The sequence below is a fragment of the Streptomyces tibetensis genome, assembly GCF_040647715.1.
Classification (GTDB): domain Bacteria; phylum Actinomycetota; class Actinomycetes; order Streptomycetales; family Streptomycetaceae; genus Streptomyces; species Streptomyces tibetensis_A.
This window is the reverse complement of sequence record NZ_JBEZCR010000007.1, coordinates 216723-233081: the sequence shown is the minus strand read 5'-3', so window position 1 is coordinate 233081 and position 16359 is coordinate 216723. Positions and strand designations below refer to the sequence as shown.

General features: G+C 68.5%; 10 protein-coding genes. 7 read left to right on the top strand and 3 right to left on the bottom strand.

The window, feature by feature from the left end; translation table 11 throughout:
* Positions 1-79 precede the first annotated feature (79 nt).
* A complete protein-coding gene (locus AB0B29_RS20450) occupies positions 80-1111 on the top strand; it encodes an alanine racemase (protein WP_053670130.1) in 1032 nt (343 codons plus the stop codon).
* Positions 1112-1211: 100 nt separating this feature from the next.
* Here AB0B29_RS20450 and AB0B29_RS20445 read toward each other — a convergent pair whose 3' ends face one another.
* Together AB0B29_RS20445 and AB0B29_RS20440 are read right to left on the bottom strand one after the other, a co-directional pair.
* Positions 1212-2726, bottom strand: coding sequence for a glycosyltransferase family 87 protein (locus AB0B29_RS20445; protein WP_362241534.1), 1515 nt, complete (start codon positions 2724-2726; stop codon positions 1212-1214).
* Positions 2727-2847: 121 nt separating this feature from the next.
* Positions 2848-5511: a transglycosylase domain-containing protein gene (locus AB0B29_RS20440; protein ID WP_362241531.1), complete on the bottom strand. Its 2664-nt coding sequence runs from the start codon at positions 5509-5511 to the stop codon at positions 2848-2850.
* A gap of 402 nt (positions 5512-5913) precedes the next feature.
* Between AB0B29_RS20440 and AB0B29_RS20435 the strand changes: the two genes are divergently transcribed.
* The 4 genes from AB0B29_RS20435 (at position 5914) to AB0B29_RS20420 (ending at position 9675) form a co-directional block, all read left to right on the top strand.
* Positions 5914-6597, top strand: a complete 684-nt coding sequence (locus AB0B29_RS20435) for a PadR family transcriptional regulator (protein WP_362241528.1) — start codon at positions 5914-5916, stop codon at positions 6595-6597.
* Positions 6598-6641: 44 nt separating this feature from the next.
* Entirely contained in the window at positions 6642-7724 is a 1083-nt protein-coding gene (locus AB0B29_RS20430) for an inositol-3-phosphate synthase (RefSeq protein WP_053670133.1), read from the top strand.
* An 87-nt stretch (positions 7725-7811) separates the two neighbouring features.
* Positions 7812-9074, top strand: coding sequence for an MFS transporter (locus AB0B29_RS20425; protein WP_362241526.1), 1263 nt, complete (start codon positions 7812-7814; stop codon positions 9072-9074).
* 121 nt (positions 9075-9195) lie between these two features.
* On the top strand, positions 9196-9675 hold the full coding sequence (locus AB0B29_RS20420) for an LppU/SCO3897 family protein (protein ID WP_362241523.1): 480 nt from the start codon (positions 9196-9198) through the stop codon (positions 9673-9675).
* 105 nt (positions 9676-9780) lie between these two features.
* Here the strand turns inward: AB0B29_RS20420 and AB0B29_RS20415 are convergent, their stop codons facing one another.
* Positions 9781-11226 (bottom strand): CCA tRNA nucleotidyltransferase, encoded by a 1446-nt coding sequence (locus tag AB0B29_RS20415; protein ID WP_362241520.1) that lies wholly within the window; start codon positions 11224-11226, stop codon positions 9781-9783.
* A gap of 282 nt (positions 11227-11508) precedes the next feature.
* Between AB0B29_RS20415 and AB0B29_RS20410 the strand changes: the two genes are divergently transcribed.
* Both AB0B29_RS20410 and murJ read left to right on the top strand, forming a co-directional pair.
* Positions 11509-13929 carry a DUF6049 family protein gene (locus AB0B29_RS20410; protein WP_362241517.1) on the top strand — a complete coding sequence of 807 codons (2421 nt, stop codon included), beginning with the start codon at positions 11509-11511 and terminating at the stop codon, positions 13927-13929.
* Between the two features lie 43 nt (positions 13930-13972).
* On the top strand, positions 13973-16270 hold the full coding sequence (murJ, locus tag AB0B29_RS20405) for a murein biosynthesis integral membrane protein MurJ (protein ID WP_362241513.1): 2298 nt from the start codon (positions 13973-13975) through the stop codon (positions 16268-16270).
* The last annotated feature ends 89 nt before the right edge of the window (positions 16271-16359 follow it).

Sequence of the window (16359 nt, the reverse complement as noted above, 5' to 3'; positions counted from 1 at the left end):
TCCTGTTCAGTGCTTCTATACCTCTGACACACGGAAACCGCCGACACACGGCACCACGAGAAAGGTTCCAGGTCCGGCCATGGCGCTCACGCTCTACGTCGACACCGCGCGCTGGCGTGCGCACCACAAGCACGTGCAGGAACAGTTCCCGGGCCTCGTACCGGTCTGCAAGGGCAACGGCTACGGCTTCGGGCACGAGCGGCTGGCGGAGGAGGCCACGCGGCTGGGTTCGGACGTCCTGGCCGTCGGCACGACGTACGAGGCCGCCCGCATCAAGGACTGGTTCGGCGGGGACCTGCTGGTGCTGACGCCCTACCGGCGGGGCGAGGAGCCCGTGCCGCTGCCGGACCGGGTCATCCGCTCCGTCTCGTCGATAGACGGTGTCTACGGCCTGGTCGGCGCCCGCGTGGTGATCGAGGTGATGTCCTCGATGAAGCGGCACGGCATCAGCGAGCAGGACCTGGCGCAGCTGCACGCCGCGATCGAGAACGTCCGCCTGGAGGGCTTCGCCATCCATCTCCCGCTGGACCGCACCGACGGCTCGGACGCCGTCGAGGAGGTCATCGGCTGGATGGACCGGCTGCGTGCCGCCCGGCTGCCCCTGCACACCATGTTCGTCAGCCACCTCAAGGCCGAGGACCTCGCCCGGCTCCAGCAGCAGTTCCCGCAGACCCGCTTCCGGGCCCGCATCGGCACGCGCCTGTGGCTGGGGGACCACGACGCCACCGAGTACCGCGGCGCGGTCCTGGACGTCACGCGCGTCGCCAAGGGCGACCGTTTCGGCTACCGGCAGCAGAAGGCGGCCTCCGACGGCTTCCTGGTGGTCGTGGCGGGCGGTACATCACACGGAGTCGGCCTGGAGGCTCCCAAGGCCCTGCACGGCGTCATGCCGCGCGCCAAGGGAGTCGCCCGCGCCGGCCTCGCGACGGTGAACCGGAACCTTTCTCCGTTCGTCTGGGGCGGCAAGCAGCGCTGGTTCGCGGAGCCGCCGCACATGCAGGTCTCGATCCTGTTCGTCCCGGCGGACGCGCCCGAGCCGAAGGTCGGCGAAGAGCTGGTGGCTCATCTGCGGCACACCACCACGCAGTTCGACCGGATCGTGGACCGCTGACCGACGGCACACCGCCCCTCGCAGCACAGCAAGAAGGCCGTACACGGCTTCCCGTGTACGGCCTTCGGCGTTCCCGGCTACGGCGTTCAGCGCTGTTCGCTCAGAGCGAACCGCCCGTCGCGCCAGGCCTGCCCCACTCGACCGGTGTGCCGTCGGACTGGGCGGTTCCGTGCTGCCGCGGTCGGGCCGCTGGACCCAGGACGAAAACGTCCTCGGCGCCGTCGAGGACTCCGCCCGAGGGATCGTCCTCACCGGACCGGCGCACCGGATCCCGCTCCGGCAGGAAGATGTCGCGCACGACCATCACGCACAGGTACAGCGTCCCCAGCAGATGCAGAGCGATCGCCCAGTGGTAACCGTCGGTGGGCAGCCCCTTGTGGGCCTCTCCGCTGGTCGTGTACGCGAGGTACAGCCAGATCCCCAGGAAGTACGCCACCTCGCAGGCCTGCCAGATCAGGAAGTCCCGCCACTTCGGACGGGCGAGGACGGCCAGCGGCACCAGCCACAGGACGTACTGCGGCGAGTAGACCTTGTTGGTGAGGATGAACGCCGCGACGATCAGGAAGGCGAGCTGAGCGAACCGCGGGCGGCGCGGGGCGGCCAGTGCGAGGGCCGCGACAGCCGCACAGCACACCAGCATCAGCAGCGTCGCCAGTGTGTTGACGGTGTCGGTGCTGAGCGGGTCGTCCGAGTTCTGGGCCATGATCAACCAGAAGGAGCCGAAGTCCACGCCCCTTTCCTGGCTGAACGTGTAGAACTTCGACCAGCCCTCGAAAGCGAAAAGCATCACCGGCCCGTTCACGACGACCCAGGCGACGATCGCGCCCCCCAGAGCCGTCCCGAACTCGCGCCATCTGCCCGCACGCCAGCACAGCACCATCAGCGGCCCGAGGAGCAGGAAGGGATAGAGCTTGGCGGCCGTGGCAAGCCCCAGCAGGACGCCGAAGGCCAGAGAGCGGCCACGTGACCACATCAGCATCGCCGCGGCCGTCAGGGCGACCGCGAGGAGGTCCCAGTTGATGGTCGCCGTCAGTGCTGCGGCAGGCGCCAGGGCGACGAGCAGGCCGTCCCAGGGACGCCGGGCGTGGGTGCGGGTCACGCAGACGGCGATGACCGACACGCACACCATGAGCATCCCGGCGTTGACCATCCAGTACCACTGCTCCTGGTCCTGGATGGCGCCGCTGCCGGGAGTGAGCCAGGAGGCGACCTCCATGAAGACGCCGGTGAGCACCGGGTACTCCAGATACTGCATGTCGCCGGGGAGCCGGTCGAAGTACGGCACGAGCCCGTCGGCGAAACCGCGCCCCTGGTACAGGTGCGGGATGTCCGAGTAGCACGCGTGCGTGTACTGGGAGCTGGCGCCGAAGAACCAGGCACCGTTGTAGCAGGGCGCCTTCTGGACCAGGCCGAGGGCGAACATGCCGATCGCCACCAGAGCGATCACCCGCACGGGCGTCCACCAGGACGACCCGAGCAGGGCACGCCGCCCGAGCGGGCCGCCGATCAGCTCGCTGCCGGCCGCGGCGACCTCGTCCTCCTTGGTCGGCCGCACCGGCTCCCGCTGCTCATGGACGCTCGCTTGCGTCGATTCTGCTCTGGGCATGCCGCACATCCTGCCGTACGTGCCTGGGAATACGACGAGGGCCGCCGTACCCCGAAGGGACGGCGGCCCTCGTTTCACGTGAAACATCCTCGCGTTTCACGTGAAACACCCAAGCCGGGCGATCGGTCGACTATCCCTCGGGGCCTCCGAAGATGCCTCCGTTGCCATTGCCGTTGCCGTTGCCTCTGCTGGTGCCGCCATCGGGGTTCGTATCGGATGGCGTGGGCTCGGGGGAAACCCCTCCGTCCGTGCCTCCATTGTCGGTGCCGCCGTTCTGCGCGCCACCGTCGTCCTCACAGCCGAAGAACCCGCAGGTGTTGCTCGGCGACGGCGAGGGGGACGAGCTCTCGGTCGGCGTGGGGCTCGGCGACTCGGTCACGGTCTCGCTGGGCTCCACACTGGGCGTCGGCTTCGGCGTCGGAGCACCCAGCTCGTCCTGGATATCACCGATCTTCTCGGCTTCCGGGAAGCCGGGGTCATTTTCGCCCTTCAGCGCGGCCTTCATGTACTCGGTCCACACCAGCGTGGGGACGTCACCACCGTGGATGGACTTCTCACCCGCCGTGCCGTTCATGGAGAGCAGCCTGGCGCTCTTGGGGTCCTCGCGGAACATCGCGACCGAGGTCGACAGCTGCTGCGTGTAGCCGACGAACCAGGCCGACTTGTTCTCGTCGGTGGTACCGGTCTTGCCGGCCGCCGTACGGCCCAGGGCGAGCGCCTTCTGACCCGTACCGTTCTGGATGACGTTCTCCAGAACGTCCGTGACGTTGTTGGCCACCTGCTCGGGCATCGCCCGCGTGACCCTGGGCGGATCGAAGCCCTCGACCTCCTGGCCGTTGGACTTGACGCTCGTCACCGAGTAGGGGGCGGCCTGCTTGCCCGCCGCGGCGAACGTCGCGTAGGCGTCGGCCATACGGATCGCACTGGGAGTCGATGTACCGAGCGCGAACGAAGCGTTGAGGCCGGCGAAGCTGCTGTCCAGGATGCCGGCCTTCTCGGCCACGTCGGCCACGTTCTTCATCCCCACGTCCATGCCGAGCTGCACGAACGGCGTGTTCACGGACTGCTCCATCGCCTTGCGCAAGGAGATGTAGCCCCAGGGGTAGTTGCTCTCGTTCTCCTGGAAGAACGGGGTGTTGTCCTTCTTCAGGACGTAGGAGCCGTCGTTGTTCCTGACCTTGAGGTGGTCGTTGCCGTTGTACTTGCTCAGCGGCGAAAGGGGGCCCTTGCTCCGGTAAGTGCCGTGCTCCATGGCGGCGGCGAGCACGAACGGCTTCCACGTCGAGCCGACCGGCACACCCGCTGTGTCCGCGTTGTTGTTGAAGTGGCCGTTCTCGTACCCGGCGCCGCCGTAGAGCGCCACGATCGCGCCGTCGTTGGGCTTCACCGACGCTGCGCCGAACTGGACGTGCTTGTCCAACTCACGGTTCTCCGGGTCGAGCTTCTCCTTCTCGACCTTCTTGACGGCCTTCGCCAGCGCCTCGACCTTCTCCTTGTCGAAGGTCGTCTTGATCTGATAGCCGCCCAGGTCGAACTGTTTCTCGGAGATGTTCGAGTGGTTCAGGACGTACTTCTTGGCCGTGTCCGCCAGGTAGCCGATCTGGCCGGTCATGCCCTTGGACGCCTTGCGCTCGTCAGGCATGGGGTACTTCTTGATCGCTTCCTGGTACTGCTCGTCCGTGATCCTCTTGTCGTTGTGCATCTGCTCGAGGATCCAGGCCCAACGATCCTTGGACCGCTTGGTGTTCTTGTCCTTGCTCGCGTTCTGGTCGATGCTTTCGTTGCCCGCGGGGTCGTAGTACGTCGGGCCCTTCAGGAGGGCGGCGAGGAAGGCACACTCGCTCGGCTTGAGGTCCTTGGCCTCCTTGCCGTAGTAGGCCTGGGCTGCGGCCTGGATGCCGTACGCACCACGGCCGTAGTACGAGGTGTTGAGGTACCCCTGGAGGATCTCGTCCTTGGAGAGCTTCGTGCCCACCTTGATCGAGATGAACATCTCCTTGAACTTACGGGTGACCGTCTGTTCCTGGCTCAGGTAGGTGTTCTTGACGAACTGCTGGGTGATCGTCGAACCACCCTGCGTGTCACCGCCCCGGGCCATGTTCGCCAGGGCCCGGGCGATACCCATGGGGTCGACGCCGGAGTCGTCGTAGAAGCTCTTGTTCTCCGCCGAGATGACTGCCCACTGCATGGCTTTGGGAATTTTCGCGAGTGGGACGTTCTGCCGGTTCTGACCGCTGCCCGCCGCGACCATCTGGGTGCCGTCGGCCCAGTAGTAGACGTTGTTCTGCGACGACGCCGCAGCGTTCTCCTCGTTGGGGACGCCCACCATGGCGTAGCCGATGCCCGCCACGGCCACGAGGCTGCCGAAGAAGGCGATGCACAGTCCGGAGACGAGCTTCCAGGACGGCATCCAGCGCTGCCAGCCGTACTTGCCGGCTCGCGGATAGTCGATCAGCCGCTTCTTGTCGGGGACTGCGGCCGCGCGCCCCCTGCCCCGCCCGGGCCCGTTCGGCCCACCGGGGGCGGCGCGCCGGCCGCCACGACCCGGTTCGGCCGCTCTACGGCGGCTGCCACCCGTACTTCTCTGCGCCGCACGACGGGCCTCGGCTCGGCCGCCGTACTGACGCTCCTCACCCCCCGAGTCGTACGAGTCCGACCCATAGGAGTCGGACGGAGACCCGGTGGCGCCTCGCGGTGCCGCACGGCGGCCGGGGGACGAGCCGGACTGGCCGCGTCGGGCCGCGGCACGTCCGCCTCCCTGCGGCTGCGGCGGTTTGCGACGGTGCTCGCTCATCGAACGACTACTCCTCGGGCAGGCGCACCCCTGCGCGCCTGGAAACGGCGGCTTGTTTCCGGTCCCCCCGAAGTACGGATGCGGTCGGCTCCGCATTCATCGGTCCCGCATGCACCCGTACTACACCGAAGACGACGACGCTCTCAGGCGTCACTCGGTTCCCGGTGATGTGCATGGCGCACAGACTACGCACCGCCAAAACCTGCCGAGCCCCGAAGTTCACCTCAAATCAGGCAACTCACGTCGGATGAATCGGTGATGTGATCCCGTTCACCCACCCCCCTCTTGTCGCATCCGGAAGGCCGTTCTATCGTCGTGATGTATCGACCCGATACATCAGCTCGACACATCGGCCCGCCATACCGGACCGACACACGCGCACCGCGGCGAGAGGAGGCGACGATGAGCCGGCGTTCCGGCATCCTCGAGTTCGCCGTCCTCGGCCTGCTCCGCGAATCTCCGATGCACGGCTATGAGCTGCGCAAACGGCTCAACACATCGCTGGGTGTGTTCCGTGCGTTCAGCTACGGGACGCTCTACCCCTGCCTGAAGACGCTGGTCGCCAACGGCTGGTTGATCGAGGAAACGGGCAGCACCACCGAGGACGCCCTCGCCGCCCCCCTCACGGGCCGCCGCGCCAAGATCGTCTACCGGTTGACGGCGGAGGGTAAGGAGCACTTCGAACAGCTGCTCTCGCAGACCGGGCCCGACGCATACGAGGACGAAACCTTCGCAGCCCGTTTCGCCTTCTTCGGACAAACCTCACGCGATGTCCGTATGCGCGTGCTGGAAGGCCGCCGCAGCCGGCTGGAGGAGCGGCTGGAGAAGATGAGCGCCTCCCTGGCCCGAACCCGGGAGCGCCTCGACGACTACACGCTCGAGCTCCAGCGCCACGGGATGGAGTCCGTGGAGCGCGAGGTGCGCTGGCTGAACGAGCTCATCGAGAGCGAGCGGGCGGGGCGGGACCTCAAGGGCCCGGCCACCGGAGAGCCCGCTTCGCGTGACACCACATCTGGAGCGTCGGGCGCTCTGCCCCGGCCGGGGGACGACCCCCGGCCGGATGCGCCCGGCGACACCGCCACGTGAGAGCCCACTCAGGGCCTCACTCGTACACACAGGGAGCAACCGGAATGGGTTCGGTTCGCGTAGCCATCGTCGGTGTGGGCAACTGCGCCGCATCGCTGGTGCAGGGAGTCGAGTACTACAAGGACGCCGACCCGGCGTCCAAGGTGCCGGGCCTGATGCACGTCCAGTTCGGCGACTACCACGTCCGCGACGTCGAGTTCGTCGCCGCGTTCGACGTGGACGCCAAGAAGGTCGGTCTCGACCTGGCGGACGCCATCGGCGCCTCCGAGAACAACACCATCAAGATCTGCGACGTGCCCAGCACGGGTGTCACGGTTCAGCGCGGCCACACCCTCGACGGCCTCGGCAAGTACTACCGCGAGACCATCGAGGAGTCCGCCGAGGAGCCGGTCGACGTCGTCCAGGTCCTCAAGGACCGGCAGGTCGACGTCCTCGTCTGCTACCTGCCCGTCGGCTCCGAGGACGCGGCGAAGTTCTACGCGCAGTGTGCCATCGACGCCAAGGTCGCCTTCGTCAACGCCCTTCCGGTCTTCATCGCCGGCACCAAGGAGTGGGCGGACAAGTTCACCGAGGCAGGCGTCCCGATCGTCGGTGACGACATCAAGTCCCAGGTGGGCGCCACCATCACCCACCGAGTGATGGCGAAGCTGTTCGAGGACCGGGGCGTCGTCCTGGACCGCACGATGCAGCTGAACGTCGGCGGCAACATGGACTTCAAGAACATGCTCGAGCGCGACCGCCTCGAGTCGAAGAAGATCTCCAAGACGCAGGCCGTCACCTCCCAGATCCGCGACCGGGAACTGGGCGAGGGCAACGTCCACATCGGCCCGTCCGACTACGTCGCCTGGCTGGACGACCGCAAGTGGGCCTACGTCCGCCTCGAGGGGCGCGCCTTCGGTGACGTCCCGCTGAACCTGGAGTACAAGCTCGAGGTCTGGGACTCCCCGAACTCCGCCGGCGTCATCATCGACGCCCTGCGCGCCGCGAAGATCGCCAAGGACCGTGGCATCGGCGGTCCCGTGCTCTCCGCGTCGAGCTACTTCATGAAGTCCCCGCCCGTGCAGTACTTCGACGACGAGGCCCGCGAGAACGTCGAGAAGTTCATCAAGGGTGAGGTCGAGCGCTGACGCGCGCAACAGTCGCTCCTGCCAGGGCTGTGAGGGTCCCCGGGTCGCACGACCCGGGGACCCTCCCCGTATGTGAGGCTGGGCTCCATGGCCGTCGTCCGTGACCTGCGCGTCCTGTTGCGCTTCCAGGGTTTCCGGCGCCTGCTCGCCGTGCGTCTGCTGTCCCAGGGTGCCGATGGCGTCTACCAGGTCGCGCTCGCCGCGTACGTGGTCTTCTCGCCGGAGAAGGAGACCTCGGCGGCCGGTGTCGCCTCCGCGATGGCCGTGCTGCTGCTCCCGTACTCCCTCGTCGGCCCCTTCGCCGGCGTTCTGCTGGACCGCTGGAGGCGCCGTCAGGTCCTGCTGTTCGGCAGCCTGTTGCGTGCCCTGCTGGCCCTGGCGACGGCCCTGCTGATCCTCAGTCCGGCTCCGGACTGGCTCTTCTACGTCTCGGCCCTGTGCGTCACCGCCGTCAACCGCTTCGTCCTGTCAGGCCTGTCCGCCGCGCTGCCGCGTGTGGTCGACGCCGACCGCCTGGTCATCGCCAACTCCCTGTCACCGACCGCCGGAACGCTGGCAGCGACCGCCGGCGGCGGACTCGCCTTCGTCGTACGCCTGGCGGTGGCGGACTCGGACGCCGCGGTGGTGCTGGTGGGCGCCGGGCTGTACCTGTGCGCGGCCCTGGCGTCGCTGAGCATGGCCCGCGAACTCCTTGGTCCCGACCGGCCCTTGCCTCGCGAGCAGATCGGACAGGCTCTCACGGGCACCGCCCGCGATCTGGCGGCAGGCGTACGCCATCTGGCCGCTCCACAGCGCCGGGAGGCCGCCTGGGCGCTCGCGGCGATGTCGCTGATGCGGTTCTGCTACGGCGCCCTGCTGGTCATGCTGCTGATGTTGTGCCGGTACGCCCTCACCTCGACCACGGACGACGGACTGGCCCTGCTGGGGCTGGCACTGGGCGTCTCCGGGGCGGGCTTCTTCGCCGCGGCCGTGGTGACGCCCTGGGCCGCCGGGCAGCTCGGGCCGGGCCGCTGGATCGTCGTGTGCGCGGGAGCCGCGGCGCTGCTGGAGCCCGCTCTCGGGCTGCCGTTCGCCACCGCCCCGCTGCTCGTCGCGGCCTTCGTTCTGGGTCTGACCACCCAGGGCGCGAAGATCGCCACCGACACCATCGTCCAGTCCTCGGTGGAGGACGGCTTCCGTGGCCGGATCTTCTCGGTTTACGACGTCCTCTTCAACGTCTTCTTCGTCGGCGCGGCCGCCGTCGCGGCCCTGATGCTGCCACCGGACGGCCGATCGGTGCCCCTGGTGATCACGATCGCCGTTATCTACGCGGCAGTAGCTGTGACTATGGCCCGGTTTGGCCGCCAGTAAGTGTCACATCAATGACACAGAGCCACTTCTGACTACTGCGTTGTCAGTGGGGACCGCTAGCTTACGTGGGTCTTATCTCGCGACATGTTCGCGTCACAACCATCTTCCAGGGGGACCCCCAGTGACCACTCCGCCGCCCCAGGGCAATCCGTTCGCACAGAACCAGGCCGTGGCTGCACCCCAGGCTCCGTTCCCGCCCCAGGGCGGTTACCCGCAGCAGCCCGGGCAGCCTGGCTTCCCGCCCCAGGGCGCGGCTCCGGTTCCTCCGCCGACCCCTGCCCGGCGCTTCAACAAGAAGCTTCTGCGCGTCGTCGGGTTCATCGTCGTCGCCATCATCGTCGGCGTGGTCAAGTGGCAGATAGGCAAGACCGACGCGGAGACCACATCCGTGGGCAGCTGCATGCACAACAAGGGCACGCAATCCCAGCCGGACCTGTCGACGGTCGACTGCTCCTCCAGTGACGCCCAGTACGAAGTCATCGAGAAGTTCGACAACACCAGCAACGGCAGCAAGTGCGGGACCGTCAAGGAAGCGGAGATCGCGTACTACCAGTCGGGCGACAACCACGATGTCGTCCTCTGCCTGAAGTCCGTCAAGTAGGACCACAGACAGAGGGCCGGTGTTTCACGTGAAACACCGGCCCTCTGTCTGCCCCGACCCGCCGCGGGGGCATGTTTCACGTGAAACATGCCCCGCTTCGCAGCCTCAGCTCTCTTGTCCGGCCCACCACTCCTTGAGCGCGGCCACTGCGGCGTCAGGCTCCATCGGCCCGTTCTCCAGCCGCAGCTCCAGCATGTGCTGGTACGCGCGGCCGATGACCGGGCCGGGGCCCACACCGAGGATCTCCATGATCTGGTTGCCGTCGAGGTCCGGGCGGATCGAGTCCAGCTCCTCCTGCTCCTGCAGCTTGGCGATCCGCTCCTCCAGCCCGTCGTAGGCACGCGACAGAGCCGCCGCCTTGCGCTTGTTACGGGTCGTGCAGTCCGAGCGCGTCAGCTTGTGCAGGCGGTCGAGGAGCGGGCCGGCATCACGGACGTAGCGACGGACCGCCGAGTCCGTCCATTCGCCGGTGCCGTAGCCGTGGAAGCGCAGGTGGAGTTCCACCAGACGTGAGACGTCCTTCACCAGCTCGTTGGAGTACTTCAGCGCCGTCATTCTCTTCTTGGTCATCTTCGCCCCGACCACCTCGTGGTGGTGGAACGAGACCCGGCCGTCCTTCTCGAAGCGGCGTGTGCGCGGCTTGCCGATGTCGTGCAGCAGGGCGGCCAGGCGGAGGGTCAGGTCGGGACCGTCCTCCTCCAGCGCCATCGCCTGCTCCAGGACGATCAGCGAGTGGTCGTAGACGTCCTTGTGACGGTGGTGCTCATCACGCTCCAGGCGCAGGGCCGGCAGTTCCGGCACCACGCGTTCGGCCAGGCCCGTCTCCACGAGCAGCGTCAGGCCCTTGCGCGGCTGCTGGGAGAGGATCAGCTTGTTCAGCTCGTCCCGCACCCGCTCCGCCGAGACGATCTCGATGCGCCCGGCCATCTCCGTCATCGCCGTGACGACCTCGGGGGCGACCTCGAAATCGAGCTGAGCCGCGAAGCGCGCGGCCCTCATCATCCGCAGGGGGTCGTCCGAGAACGACTCTTCCGGCGTGCCGGGGGTACGCAGCACACGCGCCGCGAGGTCTTCGAGCCCCCCGTGCGGGTCGACGAACTCCTTCTCCGGCAGCGCCACCGCCATCGCGTTCACCGTGAAGTCGCGGCGGACGAGATCCTCCTCGATGGAGTCCCCGTACGACACCTCGGGCTTGCGCGACGTGCGGTCGTAGGCCTCGGAGCGGTAGGTGGTCACCTCGATCTGGTAGCCGCCCTTGTGCGCACCCACCGTGCCGAAGGCAATGCCGACCTCCCACACGGCGTCCGCCCAGGGGCGGATGATCTTGAGGACGTCCTCCGGGCGCGCATCGGTCGTGAAATCCAGATCGTTGCCGAGCCGGCCCAGCAGTGCGTCCCGTACCGACCCGCCGACCAGGGCAAGTGAGAACCCCGCCTCCTGGAAGCGGCGGGCGAGGTCGTCGGCGACAGGGGCGACCCGCAGCAGTTCACTCACCGCGCGGTGCTGCACCTGGCTCAGGGCACTGGACGTTTCTTCGTTGGCGTTCGGCACAACAGAAGAGGGTACGTGGCCCGGGCCACCGCGAGCTCCTCCTGTTCCGCGTGCGCAAGCGCGGGGATCCGTCCGCTTCAGGATCCGTCCGTTTTACGTGCACAAGGAGAACTTTCGGCTCGTAAAGAAGCGTCCTCCTCCATAGAGCCCCATACCGGACGGTGCGGTGTCCGTCCGCGATCTTGTGGAGCGGACCGCGGCACTTCCCCTCAGCGGGCATCGTTACCATGCGTGGACGCACATTCCGACGACCACTGACGACGACTAGGGACGGACGAGCGCGTGGCCGAGGCGGCAGACTTCCAGGGGGCCAGTGCCTCACCTGCCCGCCGCTGGCTGCGGCGCACCGGGGCACTGCTCGCGGGCGCGCCGCTGCTGGCCGGACTCCTCCAGCTGCCCGCCGCGACGACGGCGGAGGCGGCCGGGCAGGAGTCCTCACAGGCTGCCGCCGGCACCGGCTCGGTGTCGGTCGCGGTCAATTCGCTCAGCCCCAGTGCCCCCTCCGAGGGGGACACGGTGACCGTGTCGGGCACGGTCACCAACAACGGCAAGCAGACGGTGACCGGCGCCCACGTCGACCTGCAGGTGGGGCCCCCACTCGGCACCCGTTCGGCGATCGACACCCTGGCCAAGAAGAGCGACGACCTCCAGGGGCCCTCCGGCGAGAAGGTCGGCGGCAAGTACACCGAGAAGTTCTCGGCGCTCACCCCCGGCGTCGCACAGCCCTTCAGCATCTCCGTGCCGGCCGACAAGCTGGATCTCGGCCGGGACGGCGTCTACCAGCTGGCCGTCGCGCTCTCCGGGGAGACAGCGGCACAGCCCTGGGACCAGGTTCTCGGTGTCCAGCGCACGTTCCTGCCCTGGCAGCCGGAAGAGGCCGGCACCAAGACGAAGACCACGTTCCTGTGGCCCCTCGTCTCCGGTGCCCACATGGCGGCCGAGACGGGATCGAACGAACAGCAGACCCCGGTCTTCCGCGACGACGAGCTCGCCGAGGAGATCGCCCCGGGCGGCCGCCTCGACCAGATGGTGTCGCTGGGCAAGGGCCTCGACGTCACCTGGGTGATCGACCCGGACCTGCTGGCGTCCGTCGACGCGATGACGAGGAGCTACCAGGTCCGCGGCGCGGACGGCACCACAACCGCTGGAAAAAACCAGGAGCTCGCCAAGCATTGGCTGGCCGAGCTCCAGCAGGCGGTGACGGGCGAAGAGGTCGCAGCCCTGCCCTTCGGCGACCCGGACCTGGCTTCCCTCGCCCACAACGGCACGAACGTCACCGGCTCGCTGAACCATCTCAAGGAAGCCACCGACGTCGCCGACGACACGGTGACCACGATCCTCCACGTGAAACCGTCCACAGACTTCGTGTGGCCGGTGGACGGCGCCATCGACCCGTCGATCGTGAAGGTCGCCACATCGGCGGGCGCCGACAAGGTGATCACCCGCAGCGACAGCCTCCAGGACAGCCTGTCGTACACGCCCTCCGCTGCCCGGCCGATCGGCGGCGGCACCACGGCCGTCGTCGCGGACTCCCGGATGTCCACGGCGTTCCAGGGCGACCTGACCAAGGCCTCCGCCTCCACGCTCGCCGTGCAGCGTTTCCTGGCCCAGAGCCTGACCCTCGGCCTGCAGAGCGGCAAACAGCGCAGCGTGGTCGTCGCCCCCCAGCGCATGCCGTCCGTGAGCCAGGCCCAGGCCATGGCCGAGGCGGTGGGGACCCTTCAGGTCGGGAACTGGTCCGAGTCGCAGGACCTCACGGCCGCCGCCAAGGCCAAGCCGGACCCGTCCGCCAACACGAAGGTGCCGTCGGCGTCCGCGTACCCCTCCTCGTTGCGCAAGCAGGAGCTGCCGAAGGCGGCCTTCGAGCAGATCGCCAGGACGCAGGCCAAGCTCGACAAGTTTCAGGTGATCCTCACCCGCCAGTCCCGGGTGGTGACCCCGTTCGGGCGGGCCATGAACCGTGAGATGTCCACGTCGTGGCGCGGCCGGGGCGTCGCGGCGGTGGGGTACCGCGACGGCATCGAGTCGTACCTCAACGGCCTCATCGACGGGGTCAAGCTGATCCAGAAGTCGGAGACCAAGCTCTCCGGCCGCAGCGCCACGATCCCCGTGACCGTCCAGAACAACCTGGTCCAGGGCGTCGAGCACCTGGAGCTGCGGCTCACGTCGAAGAACCCCACGCGACTCAAGATCGGCGGCGACGCCTACGAGGAGCAGCGCGTCGCCGTCAACGGCGGGCACGCCCAGTCGGTGAAGTTCACCACGTCGGCCAACGCCAACGGCCGGGCGGAAGTCGTCGCCCAGCTGTACACGGAGGACGGCCAGAAATACGGCGCCCCGGTCACCTTCGACGTGCGGGTCACCGAGGTCACGCCCACCGTGATGCTGGTCATCGGCGGTGGTGTCCTGCTCCTGGTCCTCGCGGGCTTCCGGATGTACACCCACCGCAAGCGCGCAGCCGCACGTGAGGCCGCCGAGGACGAGACCACCGAGGACGAGACCACGGAGGCGGACGACGAGGTCGACGAACCGCAGAGCAGGACCGACGCTTCGAAGAACCCGGAGGCCTCCGGCGCACGTCCCGACGAGGAACCCGGCGCCGGCTCGCGGGCGGACACCCCCGAGCAGCCGAGTGACCCGGCCCCGGACACCGCAGCGGAAAGCGCCGACCCGTCCGGCACGGGTGAGAGAGTGGACCGTTGAGAAATCGTGGCCGGTGGGCCCGGGACGATGAGGTGGGGTAACCATGAACGCGCCGTACGACGGTGACCGCGGCCGTGCCGCGGGCAACTCGGGCTACCCCGATGCGGGCGGGCCCGAGGGCTCACCGCCCGAGCACGGCCAGGTGCCGCCGCAGCCGCCCACGGACATCTACCTCCAGGACGCCTACGGCCAGGACCCGTACTACCGCGCAGAGGACCCCGCGGCGCAGGACCCGGCCGGCGAGGCGTTCTACGACCGCGCCGCGCAGCCGCCGCCCCCTCCCGGCACCTACCAGCCGCAGCAGAAGCTGTACGGCCCGCCCGCACAGTCGCCGTACGCGCCCGACCCGCAGGTGTGGGCGCAGACGCCCGCCCCGGAGCCGGAGGGCCCGACGCGGCATCTGCCGTACGGTGACGACCCCCGCACCACCCAGTTCGTGGGCGTGGACGACCTCGTCTCCCAGGCCGGCGAGCCGCACCAGGAACCGGACGCGTTCGCGCATCTCTTCCGGGACCAGCAGCAGAGCAGCGGTCACCCGTCCTACGATTCGCCGTCGGTCCCCGGCCCGTCCCCGGCTCCGGGACAGCCGGCACAGGGCGCCTACGCACCGCAGGGCGCGTACCCGGCCGCCGACCAGACCGTGGCGGTACCGCCCCTCGCGGACGAGGGACAGGACCCTGAGCCCGACGCCTCGCCCGCTCCCAAGAAGAGCGGCCGCGCAGCCGGCCTGATGAAGTCCAGCGCCGTGATGGCCGCGGGCACGATGGTCTCCCGCCTCACGGGCTTCATCCGCTCCGCGCTGATCGTGTCGGCGCTGGGCGTCGGTCTCCTCGGCGACACCTTCCAGGTCGCCTACCAGCTCCCGACGATGATCTACATCCTCACCGTCGGCGGTGGTCTCAACTCCGTCTTCGTGCCGCAGCTCGTGCGCGCCATGAAGGAGGACGACGACGGCGGTGAAGCGTACGCCAACCGTCTGCTCACCCTGGTCATCGTGACGCTCGGCGCGCTCACGGCGCTCACGGTCATCGGCGCGCCGCTCCTGATCCGCGTGCTGTCCGACCCGGTCGCCAGCGACCCCGCGGCGAACCGGGTCGCCGTCACCTTCGCCCAGTACTTCCTGCCCACGATCTTCTTCATGGGCATCCACGTGGTGATGGGCCAGATCCTCAACGCCCGCGGCAAGTTCGGCGCCATGATGTGGACCCCGGTCCTGAACAACATCGTCATCATCGTGACGCTGGGCATGTTCATCTACGTCTACGGCACCGCGGCCGACTCCGGGATGAAGGCCGCGAACATCCCGCCGGAGGGCCAGCGCCTGCTCGGCATCGGCGTTCTTCTCGGCCTCGTGGTCCAGGCGCTCGCGATGATCCCCTACCTGCGCGAGACCGGCTTCCGGCTGCGGCTGCGCTTCGACTGGAAGGGCCATGGCCTCGGCAAGGCCGTCACGCTCGCCAAGTGGACGGTGCTGTTCGTCCTCGCGAACCAGGCCGGCGCCATGATCGTCATCCAGCTGTCCACCGCGGCGGGCAAGGCCTCGCCGGTGGACGGCACGGGCTTCTCCGCCTACGCCAACGCCCAGCTCATCTGGGGCCTGCCGCAGGCCATCATCACGGTCTCCCTCATGGCCGCCCTGCTGCCGCGCCTGTCGCGCTCGGCGGTGGAGGGCGACGGAGGAGCCGTCCGCGACGACATCTCCCAGGGCCTGCGCACCACGGCGGTCGCGATCGTGCCGATCGCCTTCGGCTTCCTCTCCCTCGGCATCCCGATGTGCACCCTGATGTTCGGCTCCTCGGGCACCAGCGAGGCCACCAACATGGGCTTCATGCTGATGGCGTTCGGCCTCGGCCTGATCCCGTACTCCGTGCAGTACGTGGTCCTGCGTGCCTTCTACGCCTACGAGGACACCCGAACCCCCTTCTACAACACGGTCATCGTGGCCGCGGTCAACGCCGGCGCCTCGGCGATCTGCTTCTTCGTCCTCCCGTCCCGCTGGGCCGTGGTCGGCATGGCCGCCTCCTACGGCCTGGCCTACGCGATCGGCGTCGGCGTCGCCTGGCGACGGCTGCGCAAGCGCCTCGGCGGGGACCTCGACGGCGCCCGGGTCCTGCGGACTTACGCCCGGCTGTGCATCGCGTCCGTACCGGCCGCCCTGCTCAGCGGAGCGGCCTGCTACGGCATCGGCCACTCGCTCGGCCAAGGTCCCGCCGGCTCGCTCGTCGCGGTCGTGGCAGGCGGGGCCGTGCTGCTCGGGATCTTCTTCGTCGCCGCCCGCCGCATGCGTATCGAGGAGCTCAACTCCCTGGTGGGCATGGTCCGCGGGCGCCTGGGACGTTGAGTAGGGGGGTAGGCGCACAACCATCGTCAGCCACCGCGTGTCGTGCATAGCGGCGGACTGTGGGCACAATTGGTTTCGGCGTCGCTCGG

Coding starts and splice junctions, on each gene's coding strand:
- AB0B29_RS20425 (WP_362241526.1), top strand. CDS start 7,812: ATGGCCGTCGTCCGTGACCTGCGCGTCCTGTTGCGCTTCCAGGGTTTC.
- AB0B29_RS20440 (WP_362241531.1), bottom strand. CDS start 5,511: ATGAGCGAGCACCGTCGCAAACCGCCGCAGCCGCAGGGAGGCGGACGT.
- AB0B29_RS20430 (WP_053670133.1), top strand. CDS start 6,642: ATGGGTTCGGTTCGCGTAGCCATCGTCGGTGTGGGCAACTGCGCCGCA.
- murJ (WP_362241513.1), top strand. CDS start 13,973: ATGAACGCGCCGTACGACGGTGACCGCGGCCGTGCCGCGGGCAACTCG.
- AB0B29_RS20445 (WP_362241534.1), bottom strand. CDS start 2,726: ATGTGCGGCATGCCCAGAGCAGAATCGACGCAAGCGAGCGTCCATGAG.
- AB0B29_RS20435 (WP_362241528.1), top strand. CDS start 5,914: ATGAGCCGGCGTTCCGGCATCCTCGAGTTCGCCGTCCTCGGCCTGCTC.
- AB0B29_RS20450 (WP_053670130.1), top strand. CDS start 80: ATGGCGCTCACGCTCTACGTCGACACCGCGCGCTGGCGTGCGCACCAC.